19 protein-coding genes and 1 tRNA gene are annotated in these 23,722 nt (G+C 73.7%); 7 read left to right on the forward strand and 13 right to left on the reverse strand.

The features are described 5' to 3' along the window. Positions 1-64: 64 nt before the first annotated feature. Positions 65-418, reverse strand: a complete 354-nt coding sequence (locus JAV76_RS08035) for a primosomal protein (RefSeq protein WP_230402022.1) — start codon at positions 416-418, stop codon at positions 65-67. A 172-nt stretch (positions 419-590) separates the two neighbouring features. On the opposite strand from JAV76_RS08035, the gene JAV76_RS08040 reads away from it, so the two are divergent. Then, the gene (locus tag JAV76_RS08040) at positions 591-833 is read left to right on the forward strand and encodes a DUF5703 family protein (RefSeq protein ID WP_198733521.1); all 243 of its coding nucleotides are present in this window, start codon (positions 591-593) and stop codon (positions 831-833) included. A 23-nt stretch (positions 834-856) separates the two neighbouring features. Here the strand turns inward: JAV76_RS08040 and JAV76_RS08045 are convergent, their stop codons facing one another. Both JAV76_RS08045 and JAV76_RS08050 read right to left on the reverse strand, forming a co-directional pair. Beyond that, complete coding sequence (locus tag JAV76_RS08045; RefSeq protein WP_198733522.1) at positions 857-2,203, reverse strand: M20/M25/M40 family metallo-hydrolase; 1,347 nt, start codon at positions 2,201-2,203, stop codon at positions 857-859. Positions 2,204-2,207: 4 nt separating this feature from the next. Further along, the gene (locus tag JAV76_RS08050; RefSeq protein WP_198733523.1) at positions 2,208-4,310 is read right to left on the reverse strand and encodes a M3 family metallopeptidase; all 2,103 of its coding nucleotides are present in this window, start codon (positions 4,308-4,310) and stop codon (positions 2,208-2,210) included. Positions 4,311-4,458: 148 nt separating this feature from the next. On the opposite strand from JAV76_RS08050, the gene JAV76_RS08055 reads away from it, so the two are divergent. Next, positions 4,459-5,340 (forward strand): SDR family oxidoreductase, encoded by an 882-nt coding sequence (locus JAV76_RS08055; protein ID WP_198733524.1) that lies wholly within the window; start codon positions 4,459-4,461, stop codon positions 5,338-5,340. A 6-nt stretch (positions 5,341-5,346) separates the two neighbouring features. Here the strand turns inward: JAV76_RS08055 and ald are convergent, their stop codons facing one another. Together ald and JAV76_RS08065 are read right to left on the reverse strand one after the other, a co-directional pair. Continuing rightward, positions 5,347-6,480 (reverse strand): alanine dehydrogenase, encoded by a 1,134-nt coding sequence (gene ald, locus JAV76_RS08060; protein ID WP_198733525.1) that lies wholly within the window; start codon positions 6,478-6,480, stop codon positions 5,347-5,349. Next, positions 6,480-7,652, reverse strand: coding sequence for an AI-2E family transporter (locus JAV76_RS08065; protein ID WP_307844082.1), 1,173 nt, complete (start codon positions 7,650-7,652; stop codon positions 6,480-6,482). The genes ald and JAV76_RS08065 overlap by 1 nt, the downstream gene beginning before the upstream one ends. Positions 7,653-7,900: 248 nt before the next feature. Between JAV76_RS08065 and JAV76_RS08070 the strand changes: the two genes are divergently transcribed. After that, positions 7,901-7,985, forward strand: a tRNA-Leu gene (locus JAV76_RS08070). A gap of 156 nt (positions 7,986-8,141) precedes the next feature. On the opposite strand, the gene JAV76_RS08075 is transcribed toward JAV76_RS08070, so the two are convergent. The 6 genes from JAV76_RS08075 to imuA' form a co-directional block, all read right to left on the reverse strand. Continuing rightward, on the reverse strand, positions 8,142-11,711 hold the full coding sequence (locus JAV76_RS08075; RefSeq protein ID WP_198733527.1) for a S8 family peptidase: 3,570 nt from the start codon (positions 11,709-11,711) through the stop codon (positions 8,142-8,144). 151 nt (positions 11,712-11,862) lie between these two features. Further along, positions 11,863-12,696, reverse strand: coding sequence for a serine hydrolase domain-containing protein (locus JAV76_RS08080; protein WP_198733528.1), 834 nt, complete (start codon positions 12,694-12,696; stop codon positions 11,863-11,865). A 38-nt stretch (positions 12,697-12,734) separates the two neighbouring features. Continuing rightward, entirely contained in the window at positions 12,735-13,751 is a 1,017-nt protein-coding gene (locus tag JAV76_RS08085; protein WP_198733529.1) for a dihydrodipicolinate synthase family protein, read from the reverse strand. Positions 13,752-13,803: 52 nt separating this feature from the next. Beyond that, entirely contained in the window at positions 13,804-17,172 is a 3,369-nt protein-coding gene (locus JAV76_RS08090; RefSeq protein ID WP_198733530.1) for an error-prone DNA polymerase, read from the reverse strand. Next, the gene (locus tag JAV76_RS08095; RefSeq protein WP_198733531.1) at positions 17,165-18,823 is read right to left on the reverse strand and encodes a DNA polymerase Y family protein; all 1,659 of its coding nucleotides are present in this window, start codon (positions 18,821-18,823) and stop codon (positions 17,165-17,167) included. Before JAV76_RS08095 ends, JAV76_RS08090 begins: the two co-directional genes overlap by 8 nt. 14 nt (positions 18,824-18,837) lie before the next feature. After that, positions 18,838-19,827 (reverse strand): DnaE2-dependent mutagenesis accessory factor ImuA', encoded by a 990-nt coding sequence (gene imuA' / locus JAV76_RS08100; RefSeq protein ID WP_230402024.1) that lies wholly within the window; start codon positions 19,825-19,827, stop codon positions 18,838-18,840. A 190-nt stretch (positions 19,828-20,017) separates the two neighbouring features. On the opposite strand from imuA', the gene JAV76_RS08105 reads away from it, so the two are divergent. The 3 genes from JAV76_RS08105 (at position 20,018) to JAV76_RS08115 (ending at position 21,806) form a co-directional block, all read left to right on the forward strand. After that, positions 20,018-20,545: a YbhB/YbcL family Raf kinase inhibitor-like protein gene (locus JAV76_RS08105; RefSeq protein WP_198733532.1), complete on the forward strand. Its 528-nt coding sequence runs from the start codon at positions 20,018-20,020 to the stop codon at positions 20,543-20,545. Positions 20,546-20,613: 68 nt separating this feature from the next. Beyond that, the gene (locus JAV76_RS08110; protein WP_198733533.1) at positions 20,614-21,213 is read left to right on the forward strand and encodes a YbaK/EbsC family protein; all 600 of its coding nucleotides are present in this window, start codon (positions 20,614-20,616) and stop codon (positions 21,211-21,213) included. Further along, the gene (locus JAV76_RS08115; protein WP_307844084.1) at positions 21,210-21,806 is read left to right on the forward strand and encodes a GNAT family N-acetyltransferase; all 597 of its coding nucleotides are present in this window, start codon (positions 21,210-21,212) and stop codon (positions 21,804-21,806) included. Before JAV76_RS08110 ends, JAV76_RS08115 begins: the two co-directional genes overlap by 4 nt. A 3-nt stretch (positions 21,807-21,809) precedes the next feature. On the opposite strand, the gene JAV76_RS08120 is transcribed toward JAV76_RS08115, so the two are convergent. Continuing rightward, complete coding sequence (locus JAV76_RS08120) at positions 21,810-22,370, reverse strand: TetR/AcrR family transcriptional regulator C-terminal domain-containing protein (RefSeq protein WP_198733534.1); 561 nt, start codon at positions 22,368-22,370, stop codon at positions 21,810-21,812. 104 nt (positions 22,371-22,474) lie between these two features. Between JAV76_RS08120 and JAV76_RS08125 the strand changes: the two genes are divergently transcribed. Next, positions 22,475-23,074, forward strand: coding sequence for a biotin transporter BioY (locus JAV76_RS08125; RefSeq protein WP_198733535.1), 600 nt, complete (start codon positions 22,475-22,477; stop codon positions 23,072-23,074). 64 nt (positions 23,075-23,138) lie between these two features. Here the strand turns inward: JAV76_RS08125 and JAV76_RS08130 are convergent, their stop codons facing one another. Continuing rightward, on the reverse strand, positions 23,139-23,714 hold the full coding sequence (locus JAV76_RS08130) for a hypothetical protein (protein ID WP_198733536.1): 576 nt from the start codon (positions 23,712-23,714) through the stop codon (positions 23,139-23,141). Between the last annotated feature and the right edge of the window lie 8 nt (positions 23,715-23,722).

A 23,722-nucleotide genomic window follows, 5' to 3' on the forward strand; every position in this document is an offset into this window, starting at 1 on the left:
CTGGGGCCCCGCCGCCGCGACCCTTCCGGGGTGAGTGGCGCTCACCCGTCCGCGACGTGACCCGTCAGCGTGACGGGCGGTGCGGCTCGATCTCGTACTCGTCGTCACCGAGCTTCGTGACGATGCGACCGCTCACGGGACCGTCGTCGTCCGCGTCGTCGTCGCCCTCCTCGTCGTCGCCCTCATCATCGTCGTCCTCGTCGTCCTCATCGTCGTCCTCGTCGCCGAGGTAGAACGGCGTGGCCTCGCTGTGGACGGTCCCCAGCGCCTCGTCGTAGACCTCGAAGGCGTCCGCGAGGACGTAGTACGCGTCGTCCACGGCGGGGTCCTCGTCGTCCCGGCGGTTGACGATCGCGGTGTAGTGGGCTTCGAGGGCGGCAACGAATCGATCGAGTGCGGCGCGAGGGTCGACGGTCATACCCTGACGGTAGCGCCGACGGTCGACGATTGGCACGTGGTACGGGATCGAGTTCGCGCCGGGCGCAGGAGGAGGACGGGCGGACCCCCTGGGACCGGTCCGGCTGTCGGCGGCCCGATGTAGCGTTGCACCGCCGGGCCTGCCCGGCTCATCGACGGACGGAGAGTGACCGATGACCGCTTCCCCACGCGCGCGGACCCGTTCCGACGACAGCAGCTGGGCCGCGCACGGCGCCCAGTACGAGTACCGCACGCTGACGATCCCGCGTGATCTCTCGGGGAACGACGCCCGCCGCATGCTCACCGAGCAGGCCGAGTACGGCAGGTGGGAGCTGGCCCGCTCCACCCTGTACATCGGCGGCGAGCGCCGCGTGTGGTTGCGGCGGAAGATCATCCGGGTCCGCAGCACGCTCTAGCGGTGAACCCTGGCGCTCCGTCGTCAGGCGGTGCGGAGCATCCGGTCGAGGACCCGCACGCCGAACTTCAGCGCGTCCACGGGCACGCGCTCGTCCACACCGTGGAACATGCCCGGGAAGTCGAGCTCGGCGGGCAGCCGGAGCGGTGCGAAGCCGTACCCCTTGATCCCCAGGCGGGCGAGCGACTTGTTGTCGGTCCCGGCGGAGAGCGCGTACGGCAGGACGGTCGCGCCGGGGTCCTCGGCGAGGACCGAGTCGACCATGGTGTCGACGAGGTGCCCGCTGAACGGCGCCTCGAGGGCGATGTCCTCGTGGATGGGCTCGATGCGCACGTGGGGTCCGGCGAGCTCGCGCAGGGTGTCCATGCCGCTCTCGGTGTGCCCGGCGAGGAAGCGCACGTCGACGGCGGCCTCGGCGCGGCCGGGGATGACGTTGGCCTTGTACCCCGCGGACAGCTGGGTGGGGTTCGACGTGTTGCGCACGGTGGCGCCCACGAAGCGTGCCGCCGGACCGAGGGCGTCGATGAGGGCGTCGACGAGCGCCGGGTCCTGCGGGTCGTACCGCAGGCCGGTGAGGTCCGAGACGCCGCGCATGAGGGCGTCGACGGTCGGCGTCATGACGTAGGGCCACTCGTGCTGCCCGATGCGCGCCACGGCAGCGGCGAGGTGCGTGACGGCGTTGTCGACGGCCACCTGGGAGCCGTGGCCGGCACGCCCGTCGGCGACGAGCCGCAGCCAGCCGATGCCCTTCTCGGCGGTCTGCAGGAGGTACGCACGACGCCCGGCGATCTCGACGGAGAACCCGCCGACCTCGCTGACCGCCTCGGTGGCGCCCTCGAAGAGGTCGGGGCGCGTGGCGACGACGTGCCCCGCCCCGAACTTTCCGCCGGCCTCCTCGTCGGCGAAGAACGCGACGATCACGTCGCGCGCGGGGCGTCGCCCCTCGCGGACCATCTGCCGCACGACCGCGAGGATCATCGCGTCCATGTCCTTCATGTCGACGGCACCGCGGCCCCACAGCAGCCCGTCGATCTCCTCGCCCCCGAAGGGGTCCACCTGCCAGTCCTCGGCCTGCGCGGGCACCACGTCGAGGTGTCCGTGGAGGACGAGCGCGGGACGCGCGGGGTCCTCGCCGGGGATCCGCACGACGAGGCTGGACCGGCCGGGTTCCGACTCCATGAGCTCGGGCTCGAGGCCCACCTCGTGGAGGAGACCCATGACGTACTCGGCCGCGGCGCGCTCCCCCGGTCCGGAGCCGTCGCCGTAGTTCGACGTGTCGATGCGCAGGAGGTCCTGGCAGATGCGGACGACCTCGTCCTCCGCGGTCACGGTCGCGGGCTGGGGCTCGTGGCTGCGGGGTCCGGGAGTCATACCGTCACGCTACCGGGTCGGTCGCGGTGGTCAGCCCTCGTCGGGCGAGGAGGGGCGCGATGTCCGGGCCGCGCCCGCGCAGATCCGCGAACGCGACCATCGGGTCGAGGGACCCGCCGCGCGACAGGAGCGCCGCGCGGAACGCGTCGCCGTTGCTCCGGTCGAGCCCGCCCCGCTCCTCGAACCAGGTGACCGTGTCGGCGTCGAGCACCTCGGACCAGATGTACGAGTAGTACGCGGCGGAGTACCCGCCTCCGAAGACGTGGTTGTAGTAGGTCGTGCGGTACCGCGGCGGGACCGCGGGCAGGGCGAGCCCGGCACGCTCGAGGGCGGCCTGCTCGAAGGGGATCGCGTCGTCGACGTCCGTGGGCACCTCGTCCGGGCCGAGGAGGTGCCACGCCTGGTCGAGGACGGCCGCGGCGAGGTACTCGGTGGTGGCGAACCCCTCGTTGAACTGTCGCGAGGCGATCATCGTCCGTACCCATTCCTCGGGCATCGGCTCCCCCGTGGCGTGGTGCACGGCGTAGGAGCGCAGGATCTCCGGGTGCCACACCCACATCTCGTTGACCTGCGACGGGTACTCGACGAAGTCGCGCGGGACGGCGGTCCCCGAGTGGGAGGGATAGCGCACCCGGGAGAAGAGTCCGTGGAGCGCGTGGCCGAACTCGTGGAAGAGCGTGACGACCTCGTCGAGCGCGAGGAGCGTGGGCTGCCCCGCCGGCGGCCGGACGATGTTGAGGTTGTTCACGACGACGGGTCGCTCGTCGAGGAGCGTCGACTGGTCGACGAGGTTGTTCATCCACGCCCCGCCCCGCTTGGTCTCACGGGTCCAGAGGTCGGCGAGGAAGAGCCCGAGGCCGGTGCCGTCGTGGTCGAGGACCTCGAAGACGCGGACGTCGGGGTGGTAGCCGACGAGGTCGGTCCGCTCGGTGAAGGACACCCCGTAGAGGAGCGTCGCCGCACGGAAGACGCCGTCGTGCAGCACGCGGTCGAGCTCGAGGTAGGGGCGCAGCAGCGCGTCGTCGAGGGCGAACCGCTCCTTGCGGACGCGCTCGGCGTAGTAGGCCCAGTCCCAGGCCTCGAGGACCGCGTCGGGGTCTGCGACGTCGGCGGCGAGCGCCGCCTGGAGGTCGGCAGCCTCGCGCCGGGCGTTGGCGGCCGCGGCGGGTGCGAGGCGGTCGAGCATGGCGGTGACGGCCTCGGTGGTCCTGGCCGTGCTGTCCTCAGCGACGTACGCGGCGTGGTGGGGGTACCCGAGGAGGCGGGCGTGCTCGGCGCGCAGCCGGGCGAGCTCGAGGACGGTGCGTCGGGTGTCGTGCTCGTCACCGGCCGCACCGCGGGTGACGGACGCGCGGTGCACGCGCTCCCGGACGTCGCGTCGGCGCAAGGAGGCGAGGACACCCTGCTGGGTGGGGAGCTGCATCTCGAGCAGGTATCGGCCGGGCTCGCCGCGGTCGGCCGCCGCCTGCGCGGCGGCGGCGATGACGTCGTCGGCGAGGCCGTCGAGCTCGGCGACGTCGTCGAGGAGGACGGCTGCGGCGTTGGCACCGGCGAGGAGGGCGCGGCCGAACGCTGCCTCGAGGATGGTGATGCGTGCGTTGAGGTCCCTGAGCGTCGCCTGGTCCTCGGGAGCGAGGTCGATGCCGGAGCGTCGGAAGTCGACGAGGAGCGTCTCGAGGAGCCGTGCCGCCTCGGGGTCCGCGGTGACGGTCCCGTCGCGGACCGCGTCGTCGAGGGCCACGACGCGGCGGTACAGGCGCGGGTCCATGTAGATGGCGTCGTGGTGGGCCGAGAGCTCGGGGGCGAGGAGCTCCTCGATGTCCTCGATCGACGAGGTGGCGTCCGCGCTCGCGACGTTGTCGAGCGCGGTGAGGGCCCGGTCGAGGACCGCCCCGGCGGTCTCGAGCGCGTCGAGGGTGTTGGCGACGGTGGGCGGCTCCGGGTTCTCGACGATCGCGGTGATCTCCTCGAGCTCGAGGGCCATCCCCGCACGGATCGCTGGCACGTAGTGCTCGTCGCGCACGGCCGCGAAGTCGGGCAGGGAGTACGGGAGCGTGGAGGGCACCGCGAAGGGGTTCGCCGGGTCGAGCGCTGTGGGCTGTGGCATGACACCCATTCATACGGGACTTCGGGCGCACGGTCGACCTCTCCCCCGGGCGGGTCCGGTCCGGCGACGGTCCCTGGCGATCCGGATGCGGCCCCGCAGGCCTCGTCCGAGGATGGGAGGACGCATCCGTCGAACCTCAGGAGGTCTCATGACGCCGCAGACGCCCGACACCCAGGACTCCGCGGGCTTCCCCGCGCAGCAGCAGACTCCGCCCGGGCTCACCGAGGACATGGTGCCCACGCCCGACCACGGCGAGTCCTCGTACACCGGGCACGACCGCCTCGTGGGGAAGAAGGCCCTCGTGACGGGTGGGGACTCCGGCATCGGGCGGGCGGTCGCTCTCGCGTACGCGCGGGAGGGCGCCGACGTCGCCATCTCGTACCTCCCGAGCGAGCAGGAGGACGCCGAGGAGACGCGCCGCCTCGTCGAGGAGGCCGGACGTCGCGCGGTCCTCGTCCCGGGCGACCTCACGCAGGAGGAGGACTGCCGGTCGCTGGTGGCCACCACCGTCGAGGAGCTCGGCGGGCTCGACGTCCTCGTGAACAACGCGGGCTTCCAGATGGCCCGGCGGGAGTCGATCGCGGACATCACGACCGAGCACCTCGACCGCACCTTCAAGACGAACCTGTACGCCCTCTTCTGGGTCACGCAGTCGGCCCTGGAGCACCTCGGCGAGGGTGGCTGCATCATCAACAACGCGTCGATCCAGGCGTACCAGCCGTCCACGTCGCTGCTCGACTACGCGTCGACGAAGGCCGCGATCACGAACTTCACGGTGAACCTCGCGGCGGAGGTCGGCGAGCGCGGCATCCGCGTGAACGCCGTGGCGCCGGGTCCGATCTGGACGCCCCTCCAGCCGGCGACGCAGCCGTCGGAGAAGCTCGAGTCCTTCGGGACCGACACGCCGCTGGGTCGGGCCGGGCACCCCGCGGAGGTGGCCCCGGCTTTCGTGTTCCTCGCGGACGGCGCGTCCGCCGGCTACGTCTCGGGCACGGTCCTCGGCGTCACCGGCGGCAAGCCGGTCTTCTAGGTCCGGTCACAGCACGTCCACGGCCTCGAGGCCGTGCGCGGCGGCCACCTCGGCGTTGACGAGGTGGCCGTCGTGCGTGGTGAGGCCCCGGGCGAGGGCACGGTGCTCGTCCTTGCGGAGGGTCGCGACGACGGCATCGCCGGGGCGGCGGCCGTCGTCGCCCGAGACGAGTGCCAGCAGGTACGGCAGGGTGACTCCTGCGAGGGCCTGGGTGCTGGTCACCGGGACGGACCCGGGCATGTTCGCGACGGCGTAGAACGTGGATCCGTGGACCTGATAGGTGGGGTCCGCGTGGGTGGTGGGACGGGTGTCCTCGAAGCAGCCACCCTGGTCGACGGCGATGTCGACGAGCACGGAGCCCGGCTGCATGGCGGCGACGAGCTCGTTGGTCACGAGGTGGGGCGCGCGCGCACCGGGGACCAGGACGGCCCCGACGACGAGGTCCGCACGGAGGACCTCCTGCTCGATGGCGAGGGCGCTCGACCGGACCGTGCGGACCGTCCCGGAGAACTCGGTGTCGACGGCCCGCAACGCCTGCGCGGACAGGTCGACGACCGCCACCTCGGCACGCATGCCCACCGCGATCTGGGCGGCGTTGCGACCCGCGGTCCCTCCCCCGAGGACGACGACCCGGGCGGGGCGCACCCCGGGGACGCCGCCCATGAGGACGCCCCTGCCCCCCACGCTGCGCAGGAGGAAGTAGGCACCCACCTGGGTGGCGAGCCGGCCGGCGACCTCGCTCATCGGGGCGAGGAGAGGCAGGGAGCCGTCGTCGAGCTGGACGGTCTCGTAGGCGACCGCCGTGGTCCCCGCGTCGAGGAGCGCACGGGTGCAGGCCTCGTCGGCGGCGAGATGGAGGTAGGTGAACAGCACGAGGTCGTCGCGCAGGTGGCGGTACTCGTCGGGGACGGGTTCCTTGACCTTGCACACGAGGTCCGCCCCTCCCCACGCGCTGTCCGCGTCGGGGACGATGCGGGCCCCGGCGGCGGCGTACTCGTCGTCGGGGATCGCGGAGCCGGACCCCGCGCCGGCCTGGACGAGGACCTCGTGGCCGGCGCGCGTGAGCTCGCGGACGCCCGCGGGCGTCATCGCGACGCGGAACTCGTTGTTCTTGACCTCGGTGGGGACGGCGATGCGCATCAGGGCTCCTGGGTGACGACGGTGGGTGGGTCGGTCTGCACGGTGTCGTCGGCGAGATCGTCGCCGGCGTCCGGGTCCATGGGAGGGTCGAGCGTGCGGAGCTTGGCGAACACCGCCCAGGCGACCGCGACGAGCGGGACCGCGATGACGGCCCCGAGGATGCCGGCGAGGAGGGTGCCGCCGGTGACGACGACGGCGACGACCACCGGGTGCAGGGACACCTGCTTGCCCATGACGAGCGGCTGGAGGACGTGGCCCTCGAACTGTCCGATGAGCGCGATGCCGATGCCCACGACGGCCGCCTTGACGATGCCGTCCGCCGCGAGCGCGACGACCATGGCGATGAGCATGGCCAGCGGGGCGCCGATGAGCGGGACGAACCCGCCGAGGACGACGAGGACCGCGAGGGGCATGGCGAGGGGGACGCCGATGATCGACAGGAAGATGCCGGCGAGGACACCGTCTGACGTGGCGATGATCACGGTCCCCCGGGTGTAGCCGGAGAAGGTGTACCAGCCGGCGTCGCCGACGACGGTCCAGGCGTCGCGCGTCCTCGCGGGGAGCTGGTTGAGGAACCACGTCCACATCTGCTCGCCGCGGGCGAGGAAGAACACCGTCGTGAAGATGGCCAGGGCGAGCGTGGTGAAGACCTTGACGACCGTCCCTGCCTGCTGGAAGGCCGTGCCGGCGATGTCGCCGGCGTGGTCGACGACCCACTGCTGGGCGTCGTCCACCCAGCGCTGGAGGTCGGCGACGGTGATGGAGACGGGCAGCGGGCCGTCCTCGAGGAAGTCGAAGATCTGGTCGGTCCCGGAGGCGAACTGGTCGGAGAGCGACTGCCACTGGCCTGCGACGGACGCGACGACGTAGGTGACGAGCCCGGACACGACGAGGAGACCCGTGAGCATCGCGAGGGCTGTCGCGAGCGCCCGGGGCATGATCCGCGCGTAGACGGTGACGAGGGGGCGCAGGACTGCGGTGAGGACGAGCGCGAGGAAGACCGCGATGAACACGAGCTGGACGCGGGACGTGGCGACGAACACGAGGAGGACGGCGGCGGTGACGAGGATGAGCCTCCACGACCACCCGGCGGAGGTGACGAGCCACCCCGGAACAGAGTCGGGGGCGGTCTGGGTCGCCGGAGGGCGGATCGATGCTGTGTTCCGCCTCACAGCCGCACTCCGCACACGCTGGCCTGCCATCCACGCTCCCCACATCGCCGGCAGATCAGAAAAAGTGCCTCTGACCAGCACGAACATCACCATCGGACACGCCGGGAGCCCGGAGCGCCACAGGCCGCCGATACCTCGCCCGGCCTCTCGTCAGTCTGCCGCAGCCCGTCGATTCATGCTCGACGTCGAAACCGTGCTAGATTTTCCGACGCACCCAAGAGGGCGGAAACGCACTCGAAGGTCCACCTGTCCGGGTGGCGGAATGGCAGACGCGCTAGCTTGAGGTGCTAGTGCCCGTATTAGGGCGTGGGGGTTCAAGTCCCCCTCCGGACACTCGTTGAGACAGCGAACGACGAAGGCTCCGACCCGCGAGGGTCGGAGCCTTCGTCGTTGGTACCCGGGAGATCCCCGGAGCGGCAGGGGGCCGGCCTCCCCGATCCCGTCACGGCGGCCGGCTCGGTGAGGAGCCGACCGCCACGACCGAGAGACCTACCTCGGGCAGAACTTGCCGCTCTGCATGTCGAGGAACGGCCACCACCACCACGGCGGGCGCGGGATGCAGGGCTTCGGCGGGTCCGTCGGAGCGGGCGTCGGCGTCGCGGCGGTCTGCGTCACCGGGACCACCTCGGTGCGGTCGCCGGACGCGTTGTGCAGGTGCAGGAGAAGGACGTCGGCGACCTCGACCGGAGCCGCCGGCGGCTGGCCCGGCTTCGGACCCTTGCCCTTGCCCTTCCCTCTGCCCTTCCCGTGCTTCGCGGTCTCGGCCCCACCCTGCGGAGCCACGACCTGCCCGCTGCTCGGGACGGTCCGGTTCACCGTGAGGGTCCCGGGCGTGTCCTGGAAGACGACGGTGCCGGTGGTCGTGGGGATGCCCCCACCGAACCAGACGGTCGGCTCGAAGACGTCGAACGTCGCCGCGTCGGTCTGGTCCACCACCACGTCGCTCGGGTCCTCCACGGCGCCGGGGGCGTAGTAGGACTCGGTGTGCACGGAGTAGCTGATGGTGGTCTCCGTCGAGTCCGCCGTGTAGCCGAGGGCCGCGAGCGAGACGGGGAGCACCACGGTGCTCGTGTCGAAGACGTTCGCGTCACGCCCGCCCGGCTGGACGTTGACCGTCTGCAGGTCCACGACCGTGCCCTCGGCGTCGACCGTCGCCGCGGCGCTCACGTCGATGTCCGTGAGGCGCGTGACGTACGTCTCGAAGTCGGTCTCGCCGTCTCCGTCGACGTCGATGGAGACGACCGGGTACCCGGCCACGCCGAGCGTCGCCGTGTCACCCTCCATCGCGATCCCGAAGGCGAGGACGCCCTGGGAGGGGTCGGCGAGCTGTGGCGCCGTCGACGCCGCACCGGCGTACCGAACGTCGAGCCCGGTGAGGGTCTGCCGTGCGGACCCCTCGGGGAACTCCTCGGCGGGGTCCTCGATGCCCAGCTGGAAGGGCGCGAAGAGCGACATGTACCCCTCTGCCCCCTCCCCCTGGAGGACGCTGCGTCCCTGGAGGACGAGCGGCGCTGTCGTGGCCTTCGCGTCGGCGAACCGGACCTCGCCCGCGGCGGACATGTCGCTCACCGGCTCGGGCGCGCTGAACACGGCGACCCGGAGCCTCGAGGACTCCCCCGACGTGGGGGTGAGCTCGACGACACCGGACGCTGCGGCGACGAACTCCCGCACCAGACCGTCCTGGACGGTCTCCATGGTCGGGTCGATCGTCCGCCGCAGGGCCGCGGGGTCGGCGATCGTCATCGTGACCGTCACCTCGGCCGTGCCCCAGGGGGCGAGGCTCACGCTCTCGGTGTCGAGCGTGTACTCGACACCCGGCACCGTGGTGCGGGGCAGGTAGGCGAGCGTGTAGTCGACCGGCTGGTCGCCGTGGTTGGTCACCTGGAGGGTGCGCTGGGCGGTGACCGCCTCGGCGCCCACCTCGACGACGCCGAACGACGCGGTCACGAGACCGCCGGCGTCGAGCGTGCGGACGGTGACGGCCGTCGTGACCGCCTGGAAGGCGTCCACGCGTCCCGTGCCCACGCGCAGCGGCCCGTACGGCGTGGCGTCGTCGCCCTCCACGGTGACGTCGTGGGTCGCGGTGTTCATCACCGCGGCCTTGATGTCGTCGGGCGTCCAGTCCGGGCGTGCCTGGGCGACGAGCGCCGCGATGCCGGCGACGAGCGGGCTCGCCATCGACGTCCCGCTGCTCGCGTCCTTCCCGGTCCCGGTGCCCGAGTCCACGGAGATGATCGACACGCCGGGGGCTGCGACGTCGGGCTTGACGATGTCGTCGTAGGACCCGTGCACCCCGCGGGAGGTGAAGCCCGCCGGGGTGTCCACGAGGGCCCCGTCGAACTGCTCGGAGGCGCCCTTGAGGTCGCTGCGCAGCTCGACCTGGAGGGTCCCGTCGTGCGCCGCGTCGGTGAGGGCCGCGGTCGCGGTCCCGGTGATCTGGAGGCCGGGGATCGTCGTGCTGCCGGCGATGCCAGACTCGAAGGCATCGAGCTCCGACGTGAGGATCACCCCCGTGGCACCGGCGGCTGCAGCGTTCGCGAAGCGCGTGCCGGACCCGCAGACGATGTTGTCGTCGTCCCACTCGAGCCAGGCGATCTTGCCCGACAGCAGGGCCGCGTCCTCCTCGTCGAAGGGCTGGCAGCCCTCGAGGTTGTCGGGCGCGACCGGAGCCGCGACCGTGCCGGACACGGCGAAGTCGCCGGAGTAGTTCACGGAGTACTGGCCCGGGTAGGGCGAGCCCGCCGCGAGGTCGCCGGGCGCCGTGACGACCATGGCGTCGAGGAGGCTGTGCCCGTTCGACGTGGCGGCCACCGCCAGGGAGCGGCCCGTGTTTCCGGGGCTGCCTCCGACGTCGGTGAGGTCACCGGCGTTGCCCGCCGCGATGACGGGCAGCACGCCGTGGTCCATGAGTGCCGCGATCTTCGCGTTGTCGGGGTCGTCCACCACCCCGTAGTCGCTGCCGAGCGACAGGTTGATGATGTCGATGGGGTTGCCCTCGGCGATGGAGCGGCCCACCCAGTCGATGGCCGCGCCGGTGAGGTCGGTGCTGCCACCGGCGTCACCGAAGACCTTGAGTGCGTAGAGGCCCGCGTCGGGGGCGGCGCCCGGCCCGAGGTCGAAGGCGTCGAGGTCGCCGCGCGTGAGGGTCGTGTAGTCACCCTCGAACGTCTCGCCCTCGGTGTCGATGCCGTACCCGAGCGTGGTGCCCGCCACGTGGGAGCCGTGGCCGCCACCTTCGCCGTCGACGGGGTTCGCGTCCGGTGCGGGCACCGGGTCGTACGCCGGCGACCTGGGGTCGGCGTTGTACGTGGGGCCTGCGAAGTCGTACCCGCCGAGATACTTCTCGGGGTCGTACCAGCCCTCCTGCGGGGCGTCCGTGGACGCCACCGCGGCGGCGTACGCCTCGGCCGTCCCGGGGCCGCCGAACCCGGCGTGGGTGTAGTCGACACCGGTGTCGATGACGGCGACCGTGACACCGTCGCCGGTCTGCCCGGTCTGCGTCCACGTGTCGATGGTCTGGACGAGGTCGGCCGAGTTCGCGTTCTGCGGGTCGGCGGCCTGCGGCTCCGGGATGCTGCGCGGCACGATGAGGCTGATCCGCACCACGTCGGTCTCGTCCGCGAGGTCGCGGATCGCGTCGGCGTCGGCGGCGAGCGCGACGCCCGGGACGCTGTACTCGGAGACGTAGAGGACCTCGGCCTGCGGGTCGTCGGCGAGGACCGTGTCCTCGATGGTGGCGGCCGTGTCGGCGATCTCGGCGGCACGCTCGATCCCCGCGTCGGACTGTCCCTGGGACTGGCTGCGCTGGGTGGCCTTGGCCTTCTGGTCGGCGTCGAGCGCGCTCTCCCCGGAGGTCTGGACGAAGACCGACACGCGGCCCTCGAGGTCGGCGATCCTCGGCGAGAGGACGGCGGAGCGGTCCGGTGCCGCGTCGATCTCGAAGCCGGTCACCTCGTCGTCCGCGGGTTCTGCGACCGCCGGGAGCCCCGAGGCCGCGAGAGCGGCCGCCAACGTCGCTGACAGGACGGCGGTGGTGCGCATGGTCTTCCGTGAACGCATTGGATCCCCTTTTCCAGATGCTCAGGTGACGACCGCGCTCCGACGTGTGACGCGGAGCACGTTGGAGAGAGAATAGGTCGAATCTGGGCAGAGGGGAACGATCTCGACCTTCTCAGCGCGCCGCCACCGGTCGTCGACCGGTCCGTGCGCGTCAGCGATCCGTGGCTGACGTGCCTCTGACCTCGTCGAGGACCGCGTCGGTGAGCACGGGCCACACCTCCGCGGACCATGGTCCGAAGTCGCGGTCGGTGAGCGCCACGCACGCGACCCGGGCCTCGGGGTCGACCCACAGGAAGGTGCCGGCCTGGCCGAAGTGTCCGAAGGTCCGCGGGGAGCTCGTGGCCCCCGTCCAGTGGGGCGACTTGTGCGCACGGATCTCGAAGCCCAGGCCCCAGTCGTTGGGGTTCTGGCGGCCGAAGCCGGGCAGCACCCCGTCGACGCCCGGGTACGCGACGGTGGTGGCCTCGGCGAGCGTCGTGGGGTGCAGGAGGGTGGGCGCCTGGAGCTCGCGGGCGAAGCGCACGAGGTCCGCGACGCTGCCACGGGCGTCGGCGGCGGCCGACCCCTCGAACGACGCGTCCTCCATGCCGAGGGGTACGAGCACGGCGTCGCGGAGGTAGTCGGGGAACGCGATGCCGGACCGTTCAGTGACAGTCTCCGCGAGGACCTCGTACCCGGTGTTGGAGTAGATGCGTCGGATCCCCGGCTCGGCGCGACGGGTGCGCTCGGTGAAGTCGTAGCCGCCCGTGTGGGCGAGGAGGTGCCGCACGGTGGAGCCCTCGAGGCCCGCGGGGTCGTCGAGCCCGAGCGCCCCCTCCTCGACGGCGACGAGCACCGCGGTCGCTGTGAGGAGCTTGGTGACGGACGCCAGGCGGTACACCCGGTGCTGGTCGCCCCGGCTGCCGAGGATCTCGCCGTCGGCGGAGACCACCGCCACCGAGACGTTGTCGACGGGCCAGGAGTCCACGAGTTCGAGGCTGCGCATGCCTCGACCCTAGAACACCCGGGACCGACGGGCGCCCGTCAGCCGGCGTGCCTGCCGGGGGTGGCGACAGGTGCTCCGTCGCCGGCCGGCGCGTCGTCGTCCTCGTCGGGGAGGGTCACCGGGGTCCGCTGACGCTTGGGGCGGGGCGGGGCGGGCACGTCGATGCCGTCGAGCGCGAGACGCACGAGCGCCCGGGCGTCGTCGGGCAGCGGCAGGAGGGGCTTGGGCAGGTGCCCGACGTCCGAGCCGAGGAGCTGGGCGACGGCGTGCACCGTGCGGATCCCGCCGTACTGGCGGGCGATGACGGACAGGGGCGTGAGCTGGCGCTGGAGGCTGCGCGCCTCGAGGGCGCGGTCCCCCGCCGCGGCCTGGGCGATGGCGACGCACACGGTGGGCAGCACGCCGGCGAGGCCGGAGTGCCACGTGGATGCGCCGGCCATGAGGATCTGCGCACCGAGGCCGTCCCCGCTGAACCCCCAGTCGAGCCGCTTGGCGGTGCGCTGCGGGAGCTCGGCCCCGATCCGCGCCATGCGTTCCTTGATGTCCGTCGCGTTGGCAGCGCTGTCCTTGAACCCGGCGACCCCGGAGAGCCTGCCGAGCCGCGCGAGCTCCTTGACGCCGAACCGGTGACCGGTCGTGGCCGGGTTGTTGTAGACCCAGATGGGGATGTTCGCCGCCGACGACGCGTCCCGGTAGAGGCCGTAGATCTCGTCGGCCTGGAGCGGCTGGTAGGACATGGGCTGCAGGAGGGCGCCGCTGGCCCCGACGGCCTCCGCCTCGGCGATGTTCGCGAGGACCTCGGCGGTGCTCAGCGCTCCCACGCCCACGATGACGGGGACCCGCCCGGCGGCGACCTCGACGGCGCTGCGGGCGATCCTCTTGCGCGTGGAGCGGGGCATGTAGGCGAAGCCCCCCGTGCTGCCCAGCACACCGACGGCGTTGGCGCCAGCGGTGACCGCGGCGTCGACCAGCTGTTCGAACGAACGGGTCAGCAACCGCCCGTCCTCCCCACGCGGGGTCAGCGGGTACGCGACGAGGGGACCGATCGGAGGCATCAGTTCAGAGTAGCCATGCGTCGGACGTTTGGGTGGTTGAAATCTCCGCGAGTCAGCGAAAGTCCCGTGAAGATGTGCCGACCTGCAGGGACAACGGTGCGAGGTGCTCGGCGACGAGGTTGGTCACGCCGTCGGCACGCTCCACGCGCCCTCGGACGACGAGCGCCGCGGACGTCCGTGCGACGCGGCGGAACCGGCTCCACAGCCCGGGCGAGCAGACGACGTTGAGCAGCCCCGTCTCGTCCTCGAGGGAGAGGAACGTCACACCGCGCGCGGTGCCGGGTCGTTGCCGGTGGGTGACCACCCCGGCCACCGCGACCCGGCGGCCCGCCTCGTGCGCGAACGTCTCGATGACCGTGAGCACGCCCGCGTCCACGAGCCCGGGGCGCACGTGCTCCGTGGGGTAGGACTCCGTGGAGACCGACGTGGCCCACACGTCGGCGACGTCCGTCTCGAGCGCCGTCATGCCGGGCAGGGTGGGCGCCGTGACACCGACCGAGACGCCCGGCAGGGTCCCCGGGGTCTCCTGCGCGAGCGCACCCGCGGCCCACAGGGCTTCCCGCCGGTCGACGCCCAGGCCCTCGAGGGCGCCGGCCGTGGCGAGGGCCTCGAGCTGCGCGGTGCTCAGCCGGACCCGCCGGGCGAGATCCCGCAGGTCGACGAACGGGCCGCCCGCGGCCCTCGCGTCGACGAGCGCCTGCGCCACGTCCTCGCTCACGGTCCGCACCGACGCGAGCCCCATCCGCACGGCGAGCCGTCGCTCCCCCGCGCCCGGCCCCCGCGCACCCCGGTCCCTGGCCCCCGTCCTGCCGGTCGCGTCGCCGTCGGAGGCGTCGTCGCCTCCGACCCACTCGGCGCCGGCCTGCACCCCGGAGGCGAGGACGTCCGGGCGGAGCACGTCGATGCCGTGCCGGCGGGCGTCGGCGACGAGGGACTGCGGCGAGTAGAAGCCCATGGGCTGCGCGGCGAGGAGCCCTGCGTAGAACTCCGCGGGATGGTGGGCCTTGAGCCACGCGCTCGCGTAGACGAGGAACGCGAAGGAGTAGGCGTGGGACTCGGGGAACCCGAAGTCGGCGAAGGCCTTGAGCTTGTCGAAGATCTGCTCCCCGGTGCTCCGGTCGATGCCGTTGGCCGCCATGCCCTGGAGCAGCCGCGAGCGCAGCGCCTCCATGCGTTCGGTGGACCGTTTGGACCCCATGGCACGGCGGAGCCGGTCGGCCTCGGCAGGGGTGAAGTCGGCGACGTCCATGGCCATCTGCATGAGCTGTTCCTGGAAGAGGGGGACGCCGAGGGTCTTGGACAGCGAGGGTTCGAGGAGGGGATGGAGGTAGGTGACCTTCTCGCGGCCGCGGGCGCGGTTGATGTAGGGGTGGACGGAGTTGCCCTGGATGGGGCCGGGGCGGATGAGGGCGACCTCGATGACGATGTCGTAGAAGCGTCGGGGCTGCAGGCGGGGCAGGGTGGACATCTGGGCGCGGGACTCCACCTGGAACACGCCGACGGTGTCGGCGGCGCACAGCAGGTCGTAGACGGCGGGGTCGTCCTGCGGGAGGCCGTGGAGGGTGAGGTGGACACCCTCGAGCTCGGCGACGAGGTCGAAGCCGATGCGCAGGGCGGTGAGCATCCCGAGGCCAAGGAGGTCGAACTTCACGAGGCCGGCGTCGGCGCAGTCCTCCTTGTCCCACTGGAGGACGGTGCGCCCGGGGGTGCGCGCCCACTCGACGGGGCACACCTCGATGACGGGGCGGTCGCACATGACCATGCCGCCGGAGTGGATGCCGAGGTGGCGGGGCAGGCGCAGGAGGCGTTCGGCGAGGTCGACGACGGTGTCGGGGATGCCGTCGACGTCGCTCGAGGGGGTGGGGGCCTCGGGCCACAGGCCCTCGCGGGTGGCGTGGCGCTCCGCGCGGGCGGTGCGCGGGGTCTGCGGGCGGTCCGGGGCACGCGTGGGCACGGGCTCGGGCGTCGCGGGGGCGGGCGCGCGCAGGGAGCCCCACCGTTCGATGCGTTTGCTCCAGGCGTCCTGCTGCCCGGCGTCGTAGCCGAGGGCGCGGGCGGCGTCGCGCACGGCGGACCGTGGCCGGTAGGTGATGACGTTGGCGACCTGGGCGGCGTGGGTGCGGCCGAACTTCTCGTAGAGGTGCTGGATGACCTCCTCGCGGCGGGCGGACTCGATGTCGACGTCGATGTCGGGGGGGCCGTCGCGCTCGGGGGCGAGGAACCTCTCGAAGAGCAGACCGTGGGCGACGGCGTCGACGGCGGTGACGCCCAGGGCGTAGCAGACGGCGGAGTTCGCGGCGGAGCCCCGACCCTGGGCGAGGATGCCCCGGACGCGGCAGAGCTCGACGAGGTCGTAGACGATGAGGAAGTACCCGGGGAAGCCGAGCTCCTCGATGACGCGCAGCTCGTGGTCGATCTGGGCGTGGGCGCCGGGCACGCGCTCGGCGTCGCGGGGGCCGTACCGGTCGAGGGCGCCGCGTCGGACGAGCTCGCGCAGCCACGTGGCCTCGGTGTGCCCGGGCGGCACGGGGTACGGGGGGAGGTTGGGGGCGACCAGCGACAGGTCGAACGCGCACTCGGCGCCGAGCGCGGCGGCGGTGGCGACGGCGTGGGGGTGGCGGCTGTGGCGGGCGAGCATCTCGGTGGCGGACCGCAGGTGGGCGGTGGGTCCGGCGGGCAGCCACCCGTCCATGTCGTCGAGGGAGGAGCGTGCCCGGACGGCGGCGAGGGTGGCCGCGAGGTCGGCGTCGCGGGGGTGGGCGTAGTGGGCGGCGGTCGTGGCGACGAGGGGCAGGCGGGCGGAGCGTGCGAGGTCGGCGAGGAGGTCGTTGCGCTCGGTGTCGAGGGGCGCACCGGAGTCGGTGATCTCGACGGCGACGTTGTCGTGGCCGAAGGTGGCGACGAGGCGGTCGAGCTCGCGTCGGGCGGCGGCGACGTCCCACCCGTGGGGCGCGCCCTCGAGCGCCTGGCGCACGGCGCCCTTGCGGCACCCGGTGAGGACGAGCCACTCCCCCGCGGCCTGCTCGCCGAGCCGGTCGAGCTCGTACCGGGCGGCGCCCTTGCGGCCGGCGTCCAGGTGGGCGGTGGCGATGGCGCTGGAGAGCCTGCGGTACCCCTCGGGGCCGCGGGCGAGGACGAGGAGGTGGGTGGACCGCGGGTCGGGGACGCCCGTGGGTGCGTCGAGGGTGCCGTCGGCCGTGGGCAGGTGGAGCTCCGCCCCGAAGACGGTGGCGAGCCCGAGGTCACGGGCGGCCTGGGCGAACCGGACCACCCCGTAGAGGCCGTCGTGGTCGGTGAGGGCGAGCGCGGACAGCCCGAGGCGCGCGGCCTCGGCGGCCATGTCCTCGGGCTGGGTGGCGCCGTCGAGGAAGCTGAACGCGGAGTGGGCGTGGAGCTCGGCGTACGCGGGGCCGTCAGTCATAGAGCGCCTCGCAGGTCCACCGTCCGCCGGTGCAGGCGAGCAGCAGGGCGGTGCCGTCCTCGAGCTCGACCTGGAGGTGGACGCGCCGTGTGCCGCCGCCCGTCCACCAGCGTTCGGCGAGCGCCCAGGGCCCGGCCCACCCGTGGACGCGGTGGGTGGCGTCGGGGGCGACGACGGTGGCGGGGTCGCCGCTGGTGGTGAGCCGGGCGGTGACGACGACGGGCGCCCCTCGTGCGTCGAGGACGTCGACGGGCAGGGGTTCGGGCAGGACGGTCGCCGGGGCGGGGTCGGGCAGGCGGCCCGGCCAGGGGCGGTCCGCGGGGCGCACGGGGGGTGCGGCGTCGCCCCAGGGCACGAGGTGGACCTGGTCGACGAGGCCGCGCCCACCCTGGAGGGTGGCGCTGAGCACGGCGTCGCCGCCGAGGAGTCCCTGGACGCGTTCGGTGGCGCGTCGGGCACGGAGGTCGTCGCCGCTGGCGGCGCCCCACAGGCGTCCTTGCTGGGCGCCGGCGGGGGCGACGTCCTCCGCGGTGATGGTCAGCCGGACGAGCGGTGAGGGGGCGGGCACCTCCTCGGTGGTCCCGGGGGCGGGGCGCGCACGGGTGAGCCAGCCTTCGAGCTGCCAACGGACGCGGTCGGTGATGCGGGGCGCGGAGAACCCGCCGAGGGCCCCGTCGTCGGTGCGCCAGGTGCGGGCGAGCTCGGTGCCCTCCTCGGTGGTGGCGCAGATGCGGATGCGCCCGCACGTCACGGAGCGGGCGAGGACGAGGGCGTGGAGCTCCTCGGCGAGCGTGCGGGCCGCGAAGGTGGCGGTGTCGACGCGCTCGGCGGGCGGGTCGAGGGCGCACCCCACCTCGATGTCGGGCTCGACGCGGCGGGCGGCGGGCGGGCGGAGGTCCGCCCCGCGGGCCAGGCGGTGGGCCCAGCGGCCGAGGTGCCCGAACCGGGTGTGGACGTCGGCCTCGGCGAGCGCGGCGAGGTCGCCGAGGGTGCGCAGCCCGAGGCGTCCCCAGAGGTCGACGAGGTCGTTCACCCGGGGCACGGTCTGCGGGCTGGTGGCGGCGTGCAGGAGCGCGTGGAGGGGTTGGGCGGCGATGTGGCTCACGGACGTGCCGGGCGGCAGGATGCGGGCGTCCCGTGCGGCGAGGATCGCGGCGAGGACGCCGTCGCCGACGCCCACCTGGCTCTCGTGACCCGTCCGACGGGCGACGGTGTCCACGAGCAGCGAGGCGAGGGCCTCCTCCGAGCCGTGGTACCGGCTCGCGCCGGCGGCGGGGAGCAGGAGGAGGCCCGGGCGGGCGACCTCGAGACCGGCGACGAGCGTCTCGGCCGCGGCGGCCACGGGTTCGAACTCGCGGGTGTCGCGCCCGTCGTCGGCGGGGAGCAGCACGAGGTCCGGGCAGCACTCCTGCGCGGCCCGCAGGCGCATGCCGCGGCGGACCGCCTGGGTGCGGGCCAGGGCGGAGGCGGCCGTGACGCGGCGACCGTCGTGGACCGCGGCGGGCAGGTCCGGGGGGACGCCGTCGGAGCGCACCGCGGCGAGGACCGGCCAGTCCGGGACCCACAGGACGGCGGTGCGGAGGGCGACGACGTCCTGCGCAGCCTCCGTGGCCTGCTCGGCCTGCGCAGCCTCGTCGAGGCTGGTGGTCACGGGACGCACAGGATTCACCCGACCCTCGGCAGGCCGGGGTCCGCCCCCGGCCCCGCGGCTGCAGGACGGGCGGAGGGCGCGTCGTGCGGGCCGACGGGCGGCACGCCCGGGCGGGTGGTGGGTGCGTCGGCGGGGCGCACGGGCAGCGCGACGTCGGCCCGCAGGGTCCGGCCACCGGCACCCCGCCCGGAGCGGGCGACGGTGAGACGTCGCGTGCGGAGCCTGCCGTGCCCGGAACCCAGTCCGGACCACCGGGTGTGCTCGGTCGTCAGGACGAGGTGCGCCCCCGGCCAGGTGGTCGTGGACACGAGGACCGACGCCCGCTCCCGCGCCCGGGACGCGAGCCGTCGCCGGTCGCCGTCCGCGAGCGCGGCGTCGGGCCCCACGACCACGACGTCCATGCCGTCGAGGAGCGCGGCGACGACGACGGCGGTGTCGGGCCCGGGGGCGGGCACGAGCACGAGCCGGTCGAGGGCCACGCCCATCTGGGCGGCGGCGAGCACCCCGGTCCGTGGTGCGCCGACGACGGCGACCCAGCCGCCGTCGCGGGTGACCTCGGCGAGCAGGGCGAGGAGCAGCGACGTGGACCCGCTGACCGTGGCCGTGCTGCCGCGTCGGATGCCCTCGGGGACGAGCGCCGCGAGCTCGGCGGGGACGGGCAGGGCGGGGCGTTCCCGGGTGGTGAGCGCCCGCACCGGTCGGTCCGCGCGATCGACGCCCGCGAGGTCCGTGACTTCGCCCGGGGCCGGGGACGGGTCGGGGGCGACGGCGAGGTGCCCGCCCGGCGGACGGGACGGGGGCCCCGGGGCGCGACCGTGGTCCGAGGTGAGCTCGGTGGTCCCCTGGTCCACCTGGACCACGGACCTCGCGCCGGTGAGCTCCTCGGCCCGACGCAGCGCGGCCCGGGCCCGCTCGGCGCGGGAGACGGGCGCCGTGCCGTCTGTACCGTCAGCGCCGTCGGTGTCATCGGTGTGGTCGGTGCGGGAGGTCCCGGGGGCGTGCATCGTGGACCTCCTCGTGCCGGGGTGGGCGGTCGCTCCCGGGCTGCCGTGACGGTGTGCGGCGGGGACGACACACCCTGTTCGAACGTGTGTTCGAACACGATACGTCACCCGGTGGCGCCACCGCCCCCCGCGAGCGGGTGATGATCCGCTCGTCGTGCGCCCACCGGTCCCCGGGTCGCATGATGGGGGCATGGACCTCTCACGCCCCGTCCCGCCCGAGCCCTACTCCCTCCTGCCCTCCGTGCCGTCGTTCTCGCTCACGAGCGAGGACATGACCGACGGGGGCCACCTGGACCCGGCGTTCTCCGCCGGCGGGAGCAACACGTCGCCGCACCTCGCCTGGTCGGGCTTCCCCGAGCAGACGCAGTCCTTCCTCGTGAACATGTTCGACCCCGACGCCCCGACGCCCGCGGGTTGGTGGCACTGGACCGTCGTCGACGTCCCCACCGACGTCACGGAGCTCCAGCCCGGCGACGGGTCCAGCGACCTCATGCTCCCGGGCGCAGCGTTCCACGTCCGCAACGACGGCGGCGAGTTCGACTACTCGGGCGCCGCCCCGCCCGCCGGCGACCGCCCGCACCGCTACGTCTTCGCCGTCCACGCCCTGGACGTCGACACCCTCGACGTCGACCCCGAGCAGAGCCCGACGCTCGTCGCGTTCACCGCCGTGTTCCACACGATCGCGCGCGCCACGCTCACCGCCACCTTCCAGGCGTAGCCGCCCGCGCAGGGGCGGCCACCGGGACCACCTGGCAGCCGCCCCGCGCCCGCGGCTACCCTGCCCGCATGACACAGCACACCGGACCCGGCGACGGCACGAGCGCGGCCGCAGCCACGGCCACCGTCCTCGGCACGCTCGAGTGGGCACCTGCCATCGAGCACCCCGAGCTGCTCGCCGACGCCACCTCGCAGGCCCTCGCCCGCTGGGCGCTCGACGTCCCCGAGGTCGCCCACGAGGTCCTCGTCGCCGAGATCGACCCGGACCTGTCCGACACCGCCGCCATGAGCGACGCCTACGCGATCCCCCTCGAGGCGTCCGTGAACTGCGTGCTCGTCGGCGGCCGACGCGAAGGCACCGAACGGGTCGCAGCCCTCGCCGTGCGCGCCTCGACGCGCGCCGACGTCAACGGGACCGTCAAGAAGCTCCTCGACGTCCGCAAGGCGTCCTTCGTGCCCACGGACCGCGCCGTCGCGGACTCCGGCATGGAGCACGGAGGCATCACCCCCGTCGGCCTCGACGCCTCCTGGCCCCTCCTCGTCGACGCCGCAGCCCTCACCGGGACCGTGGTCATCGGGTCCGGGGTGCGCCGCTCCAAGCTCGCCCTCCCCGGAGCGCTCCTCGCCACGCTCCCCGGAGCCCGCGTCGTCGAGGGCCTCGCACGGTGAGCACCCCCGACCCCGGGGCGAGCAGCGCACCGAGCACCATGCCGGGCGCCGCACCGGGCACGCTCACGGTCCGCTCCGCCCGACGCTCCGACACCGCGGCGCTCGCGGAACTCGCTGCGGTGACCTTCCCGCTGGCGTGCCCGCCGGGCACGGAGCAGGCGGGCATCGACCACGTCCTGGCGACGACGCTGTCCGCCGGGGGCTTCGCGCGCTTCCTCGAGGACCCGGCGTCCACCGTCCTCGTCCTCCAGGACGAGGCGGGGACGCTCGTCGCGTACACGGTGCTCGTGGCCGGGACCCCGGACGACCCGGAGCTGGCGGCCGCCGTGACTCCCGGGCGGACGGTCACGGTGAGCAAGTTCTACGTGCTGCCGGGCCTGCACGGCTCGGGTGCGGCGCGGCGGCTCATGACCGCCGCCCTCGACGCGGCCCGTGCGGGCGACGCCCAGGTGGTGTGCCTGGGCGTGAACCAGCAGAACGCTCGGGCCCAGGGCTTCTACGCGCGCTCGGGCTTCGAGGTGGTGGGGGTCCGGCACTTCCGGACGGGCGACCAGGTGCACGAGGACCACGTCATGGAGATGCGCCTGGGCTGAGGGTCACACGAGGCGCGCGCGGAGCCCGTCGACGAAGACGCTCAGCCCGAACCCGAACCGTGCGGTGCCGCTCGCGAGCGCGCCCGGCGCCCCGGCGGGCTCGTGCTCGGCGGCCTGGGCGTGCGACTGCTCGTCGGCGGTGTGGCCGAACACGTAGTGGAGGAGGGTGAGCGCGGCGAGCTCGGCCTCGGTCTCGTCGAGGCCCGCGTCGGCGAGGACCTCCGTCATGAGGCGCACGGTCTGGCCGCGCCCGGTCTGCAGGGCGTAGGCGGCGGCGACCACCTCGGCACCGTCGCGGTGGGCGAGGAGCGCGGCGCGCAGGCGGTGGGCGAGCTCGGTGATGCGCGTGTCCCAGTCCCCGACAGGGAGTCCGCCGTCGAGGCCGTCGAGGATGCGGTCGGCGATCGCCCCGAGGAGGGCCTGCTTGTTGGCGACGTGCCAGTAGAGGGCGCCGGGCTGGACGCCGAGCGACCCAGCGAGACGGCGCATGGTGAGGTCGCCGAGGCCGTACTCGTCGAGGATCGCGAGCGCACCGGTGAGCACGTCGTCACGGGTGAGAGCCACGCTTGACCGTACCGCAGCCCAGAACTATCTTGAACACCGTTCAAGCACCTGAACGGTGTTCAAGCGCGGTGCGCGGAGCGCGCCGCCCGTCCCCCTGGAGCCTCATGACCTCGCCCGAGCTCGCCGGCAGCCCCGCCCGCACCGTCCTCGCCGACCGTGTCCCCGTCCTCGCCACGAGCCGCGCGCTCACCGACACGGTCCTCGTCGTCACCGGGACGCTCGTCGTCGCGCTGCTCGCCCAGCTGAGCATCCACCTGCCCTTCACCCCGGTGCCCATCTCCCTGGCGACCTTCGGGGTCCTGCTCACCGGGGCGGCGCTCGGGTCCGGGCGCGGCGCGGCGAGCATGGGCCTGTACGTCGCGGCAGGCGTGCTCGGTGCACCGTTCTACGCCGAGGGCGCGAGCGGCTGGGCCTTCGCGTCCTTCGGGTACGTCCTCGCCTACGTCCCGGCCGCGTTCCTCGCCGGGCACCTCGCGCGCCGCGGCGCGGACCGCACCCCGCTGCGCACCGTCGCGCTCGTGGCCACGGCCACCGTGGTCGTCTACGCCGGGGGCGTGCCGTGGCTCATGGCGTTCCTCGACGTGGACCTCGCCACGGCCCTGACGCTCGGCGTCGTGCCGTTCCTCGCGGGCGACGCCGTGAAGGCGGCCCTGCTGTGCGTTGCGCTGCCGACCGCGCGCAAGGTCGTCACGCCCCGCGACTGAGCCGTCGGCCGGGCCGGGCCGCGCACCGCGGACCGGCCCGGCCGGTCAGCGCGGGCCGGGCCGGTCAGCGCAGCGCGGACTCGACGTGCACGACGGGCGGGACGTCCGCGTCGGCGAACTCGTCCGGGAGCTCGATCACCGTGGTGGTGGGCGCGTAGTCCTGCGTGCACATGACGTCGCCGGCAGGCCCCTCGACGTCGACGTGGATCTCGCCGTCGACGATCTCCATCGAGACCGGGGTGAGCGGACACGACGAGCTGCCGTAGGTGACGACGTGGATGGTCCCCTCGTCGAGCATGACGACGGCGCCCGAGTCCTGGCCGGAGAACCCGTCGGGCGTCCCGGCGTGCTGGTCGACCACGGTCACCGACAGGCCGGTGGCGTCGGGCACGGTACCGGGGTCGGCAAGGTCCGTCCCCGGGTCGGCGGGATCGGGCGCGTCGCCCGTGCCGCCGTCGGTGGTCGTGGGCGCCGGGCCGGGGCTCGCGGTGCTCGTCGGGTCCGCTCCCCCGTCGTCGGGGTCGTCGCGCAGGGCGAGCACCACGACGGTCGTCACCGCGACGGCGAGGACGACGAGCGCGGCGACGACGATGGTGCGGCGCGAGACGGACCGTGGGGCGGGCGCGGGTTCCTGGGTCATCTGCCCAC

Source organism: Sanguibacter suaedae (assembly GCF_016342785.1).
GTDB lineage: Bacteria > Actinomycetota > Actinomycetes > Actinomycetales > Cellulomonadaceae > Sanguibacter > Sanguibacter suaedae.

Excerpts from the sequence above, each read along its gene's own strand:
- JAV76_RS08035 (WP_230402022.1), bottom strand. The coding sequence starts at position 418 with ATGACCGTCGACCCTCGCGCCGCACTCGATCGATTCGTTGCCGCCCTC.
- JAV76_RS08040 (WP_198733521.1), top strand. The coding sequence starts at position 591 with ATGACCGCTTCCCCACGCGCGCGGACCCGTTCCGACGACAGCAGCTGG.
- JAV76_RS08045 (WP_198733522.1), bottom strand. The coding sequence starts at position 2,203 with ATGACTCCCGGACCCCGCAGCCACGAGCCCCAGCCCGCGACCGTGACC.
- JAV76_RS08050 (WP_198733523.1), bottom strand. The coding sequence starts at position 4,310 with ATGCCACAGCCCACAGCGCTCGACCCGGCGAACCCCTTCGCGGTGCCC.
- JAV76_RS08055 (WP_198733524.1), top strand. The coding sequence starts at position 4,459 with ATGACGCCGCAGACGCCCGACACCCAGGACTCCGCGGGCTTCCCCGCG.
- ald (WP_198733525.1), bottom strand. The coding sequence starts at position 6,480 with ATGCGCATCGCCGTCCCCACCGAGGTCAAGAACAACGAGTTCCGCGTC.
- JAV76_RS08075 (WP_198733527.1), bottom strand. The coding sequence starts at position 11,711 with ATGCGTTCACGGAAGACCATGCGCACCACCGCCGTCCTGTCAGCGACG.
- JAV76_RS08080 (WP_198733528.1), bottom strand. The coding sequence starts at position 12,696 with ATGCGCAGCCTCGAACTCGTGGACTCCTGGCCCGTCGACAACGTCTCG.
- JAV76_RS08085 (WP_198733529.1), bottom strand. The coding sequence starts at position 13,751 with ATGCCTCCGATCGGTCCCCTCGTCGCGTACCCGCTGACCCCGCGTGGG.
- JAV76_RS08090 (WP_198733530.1), bottom strand. The coding sequence starts at position 17,172 with ATGACTGACGGCCCCGCGTACGCCGAGCTCCACGCCCACTCCGCGTTC.
- imuA' (WP_230402024.1), bottom strand. The coding sequence starts at position 19,827 with ATGCACGCCCCCGGGACCTCCCGCACCGACCACACCGATGACACCGAC.
- JAV76_RS08105 (WP_198733532.1), top strand. The coding sequence starts at position 20,018 with ATGGACCTCTCACGCCCCGTCCCGCCCGAGCCCTACTCCCTCCTGCCC.
- JAV76_RS08110 (WP_198733533.1), top strand. The coding sequence starts at position 20,614 with ATGACACAGCACACCGGACCCGGCGACGGCACGAGCGCGGCCGCAGCC.
- JAV76_RS08125 (WP_198733535.1), top strand. The coding sequence starts at position 22,475 with ATGACCTCGCCCGAGCTCGCCGGCAGCCCCGCCCGCACCGTCCTCGCC.
- JAV76_RS08130 (WP_198733536.1), bottom strand. The coding sequence starts at position 23,714 with ATGACCCAGGAACCCGCGCCCGCCCCACGGTCCGTCTCGCGCCGCACC.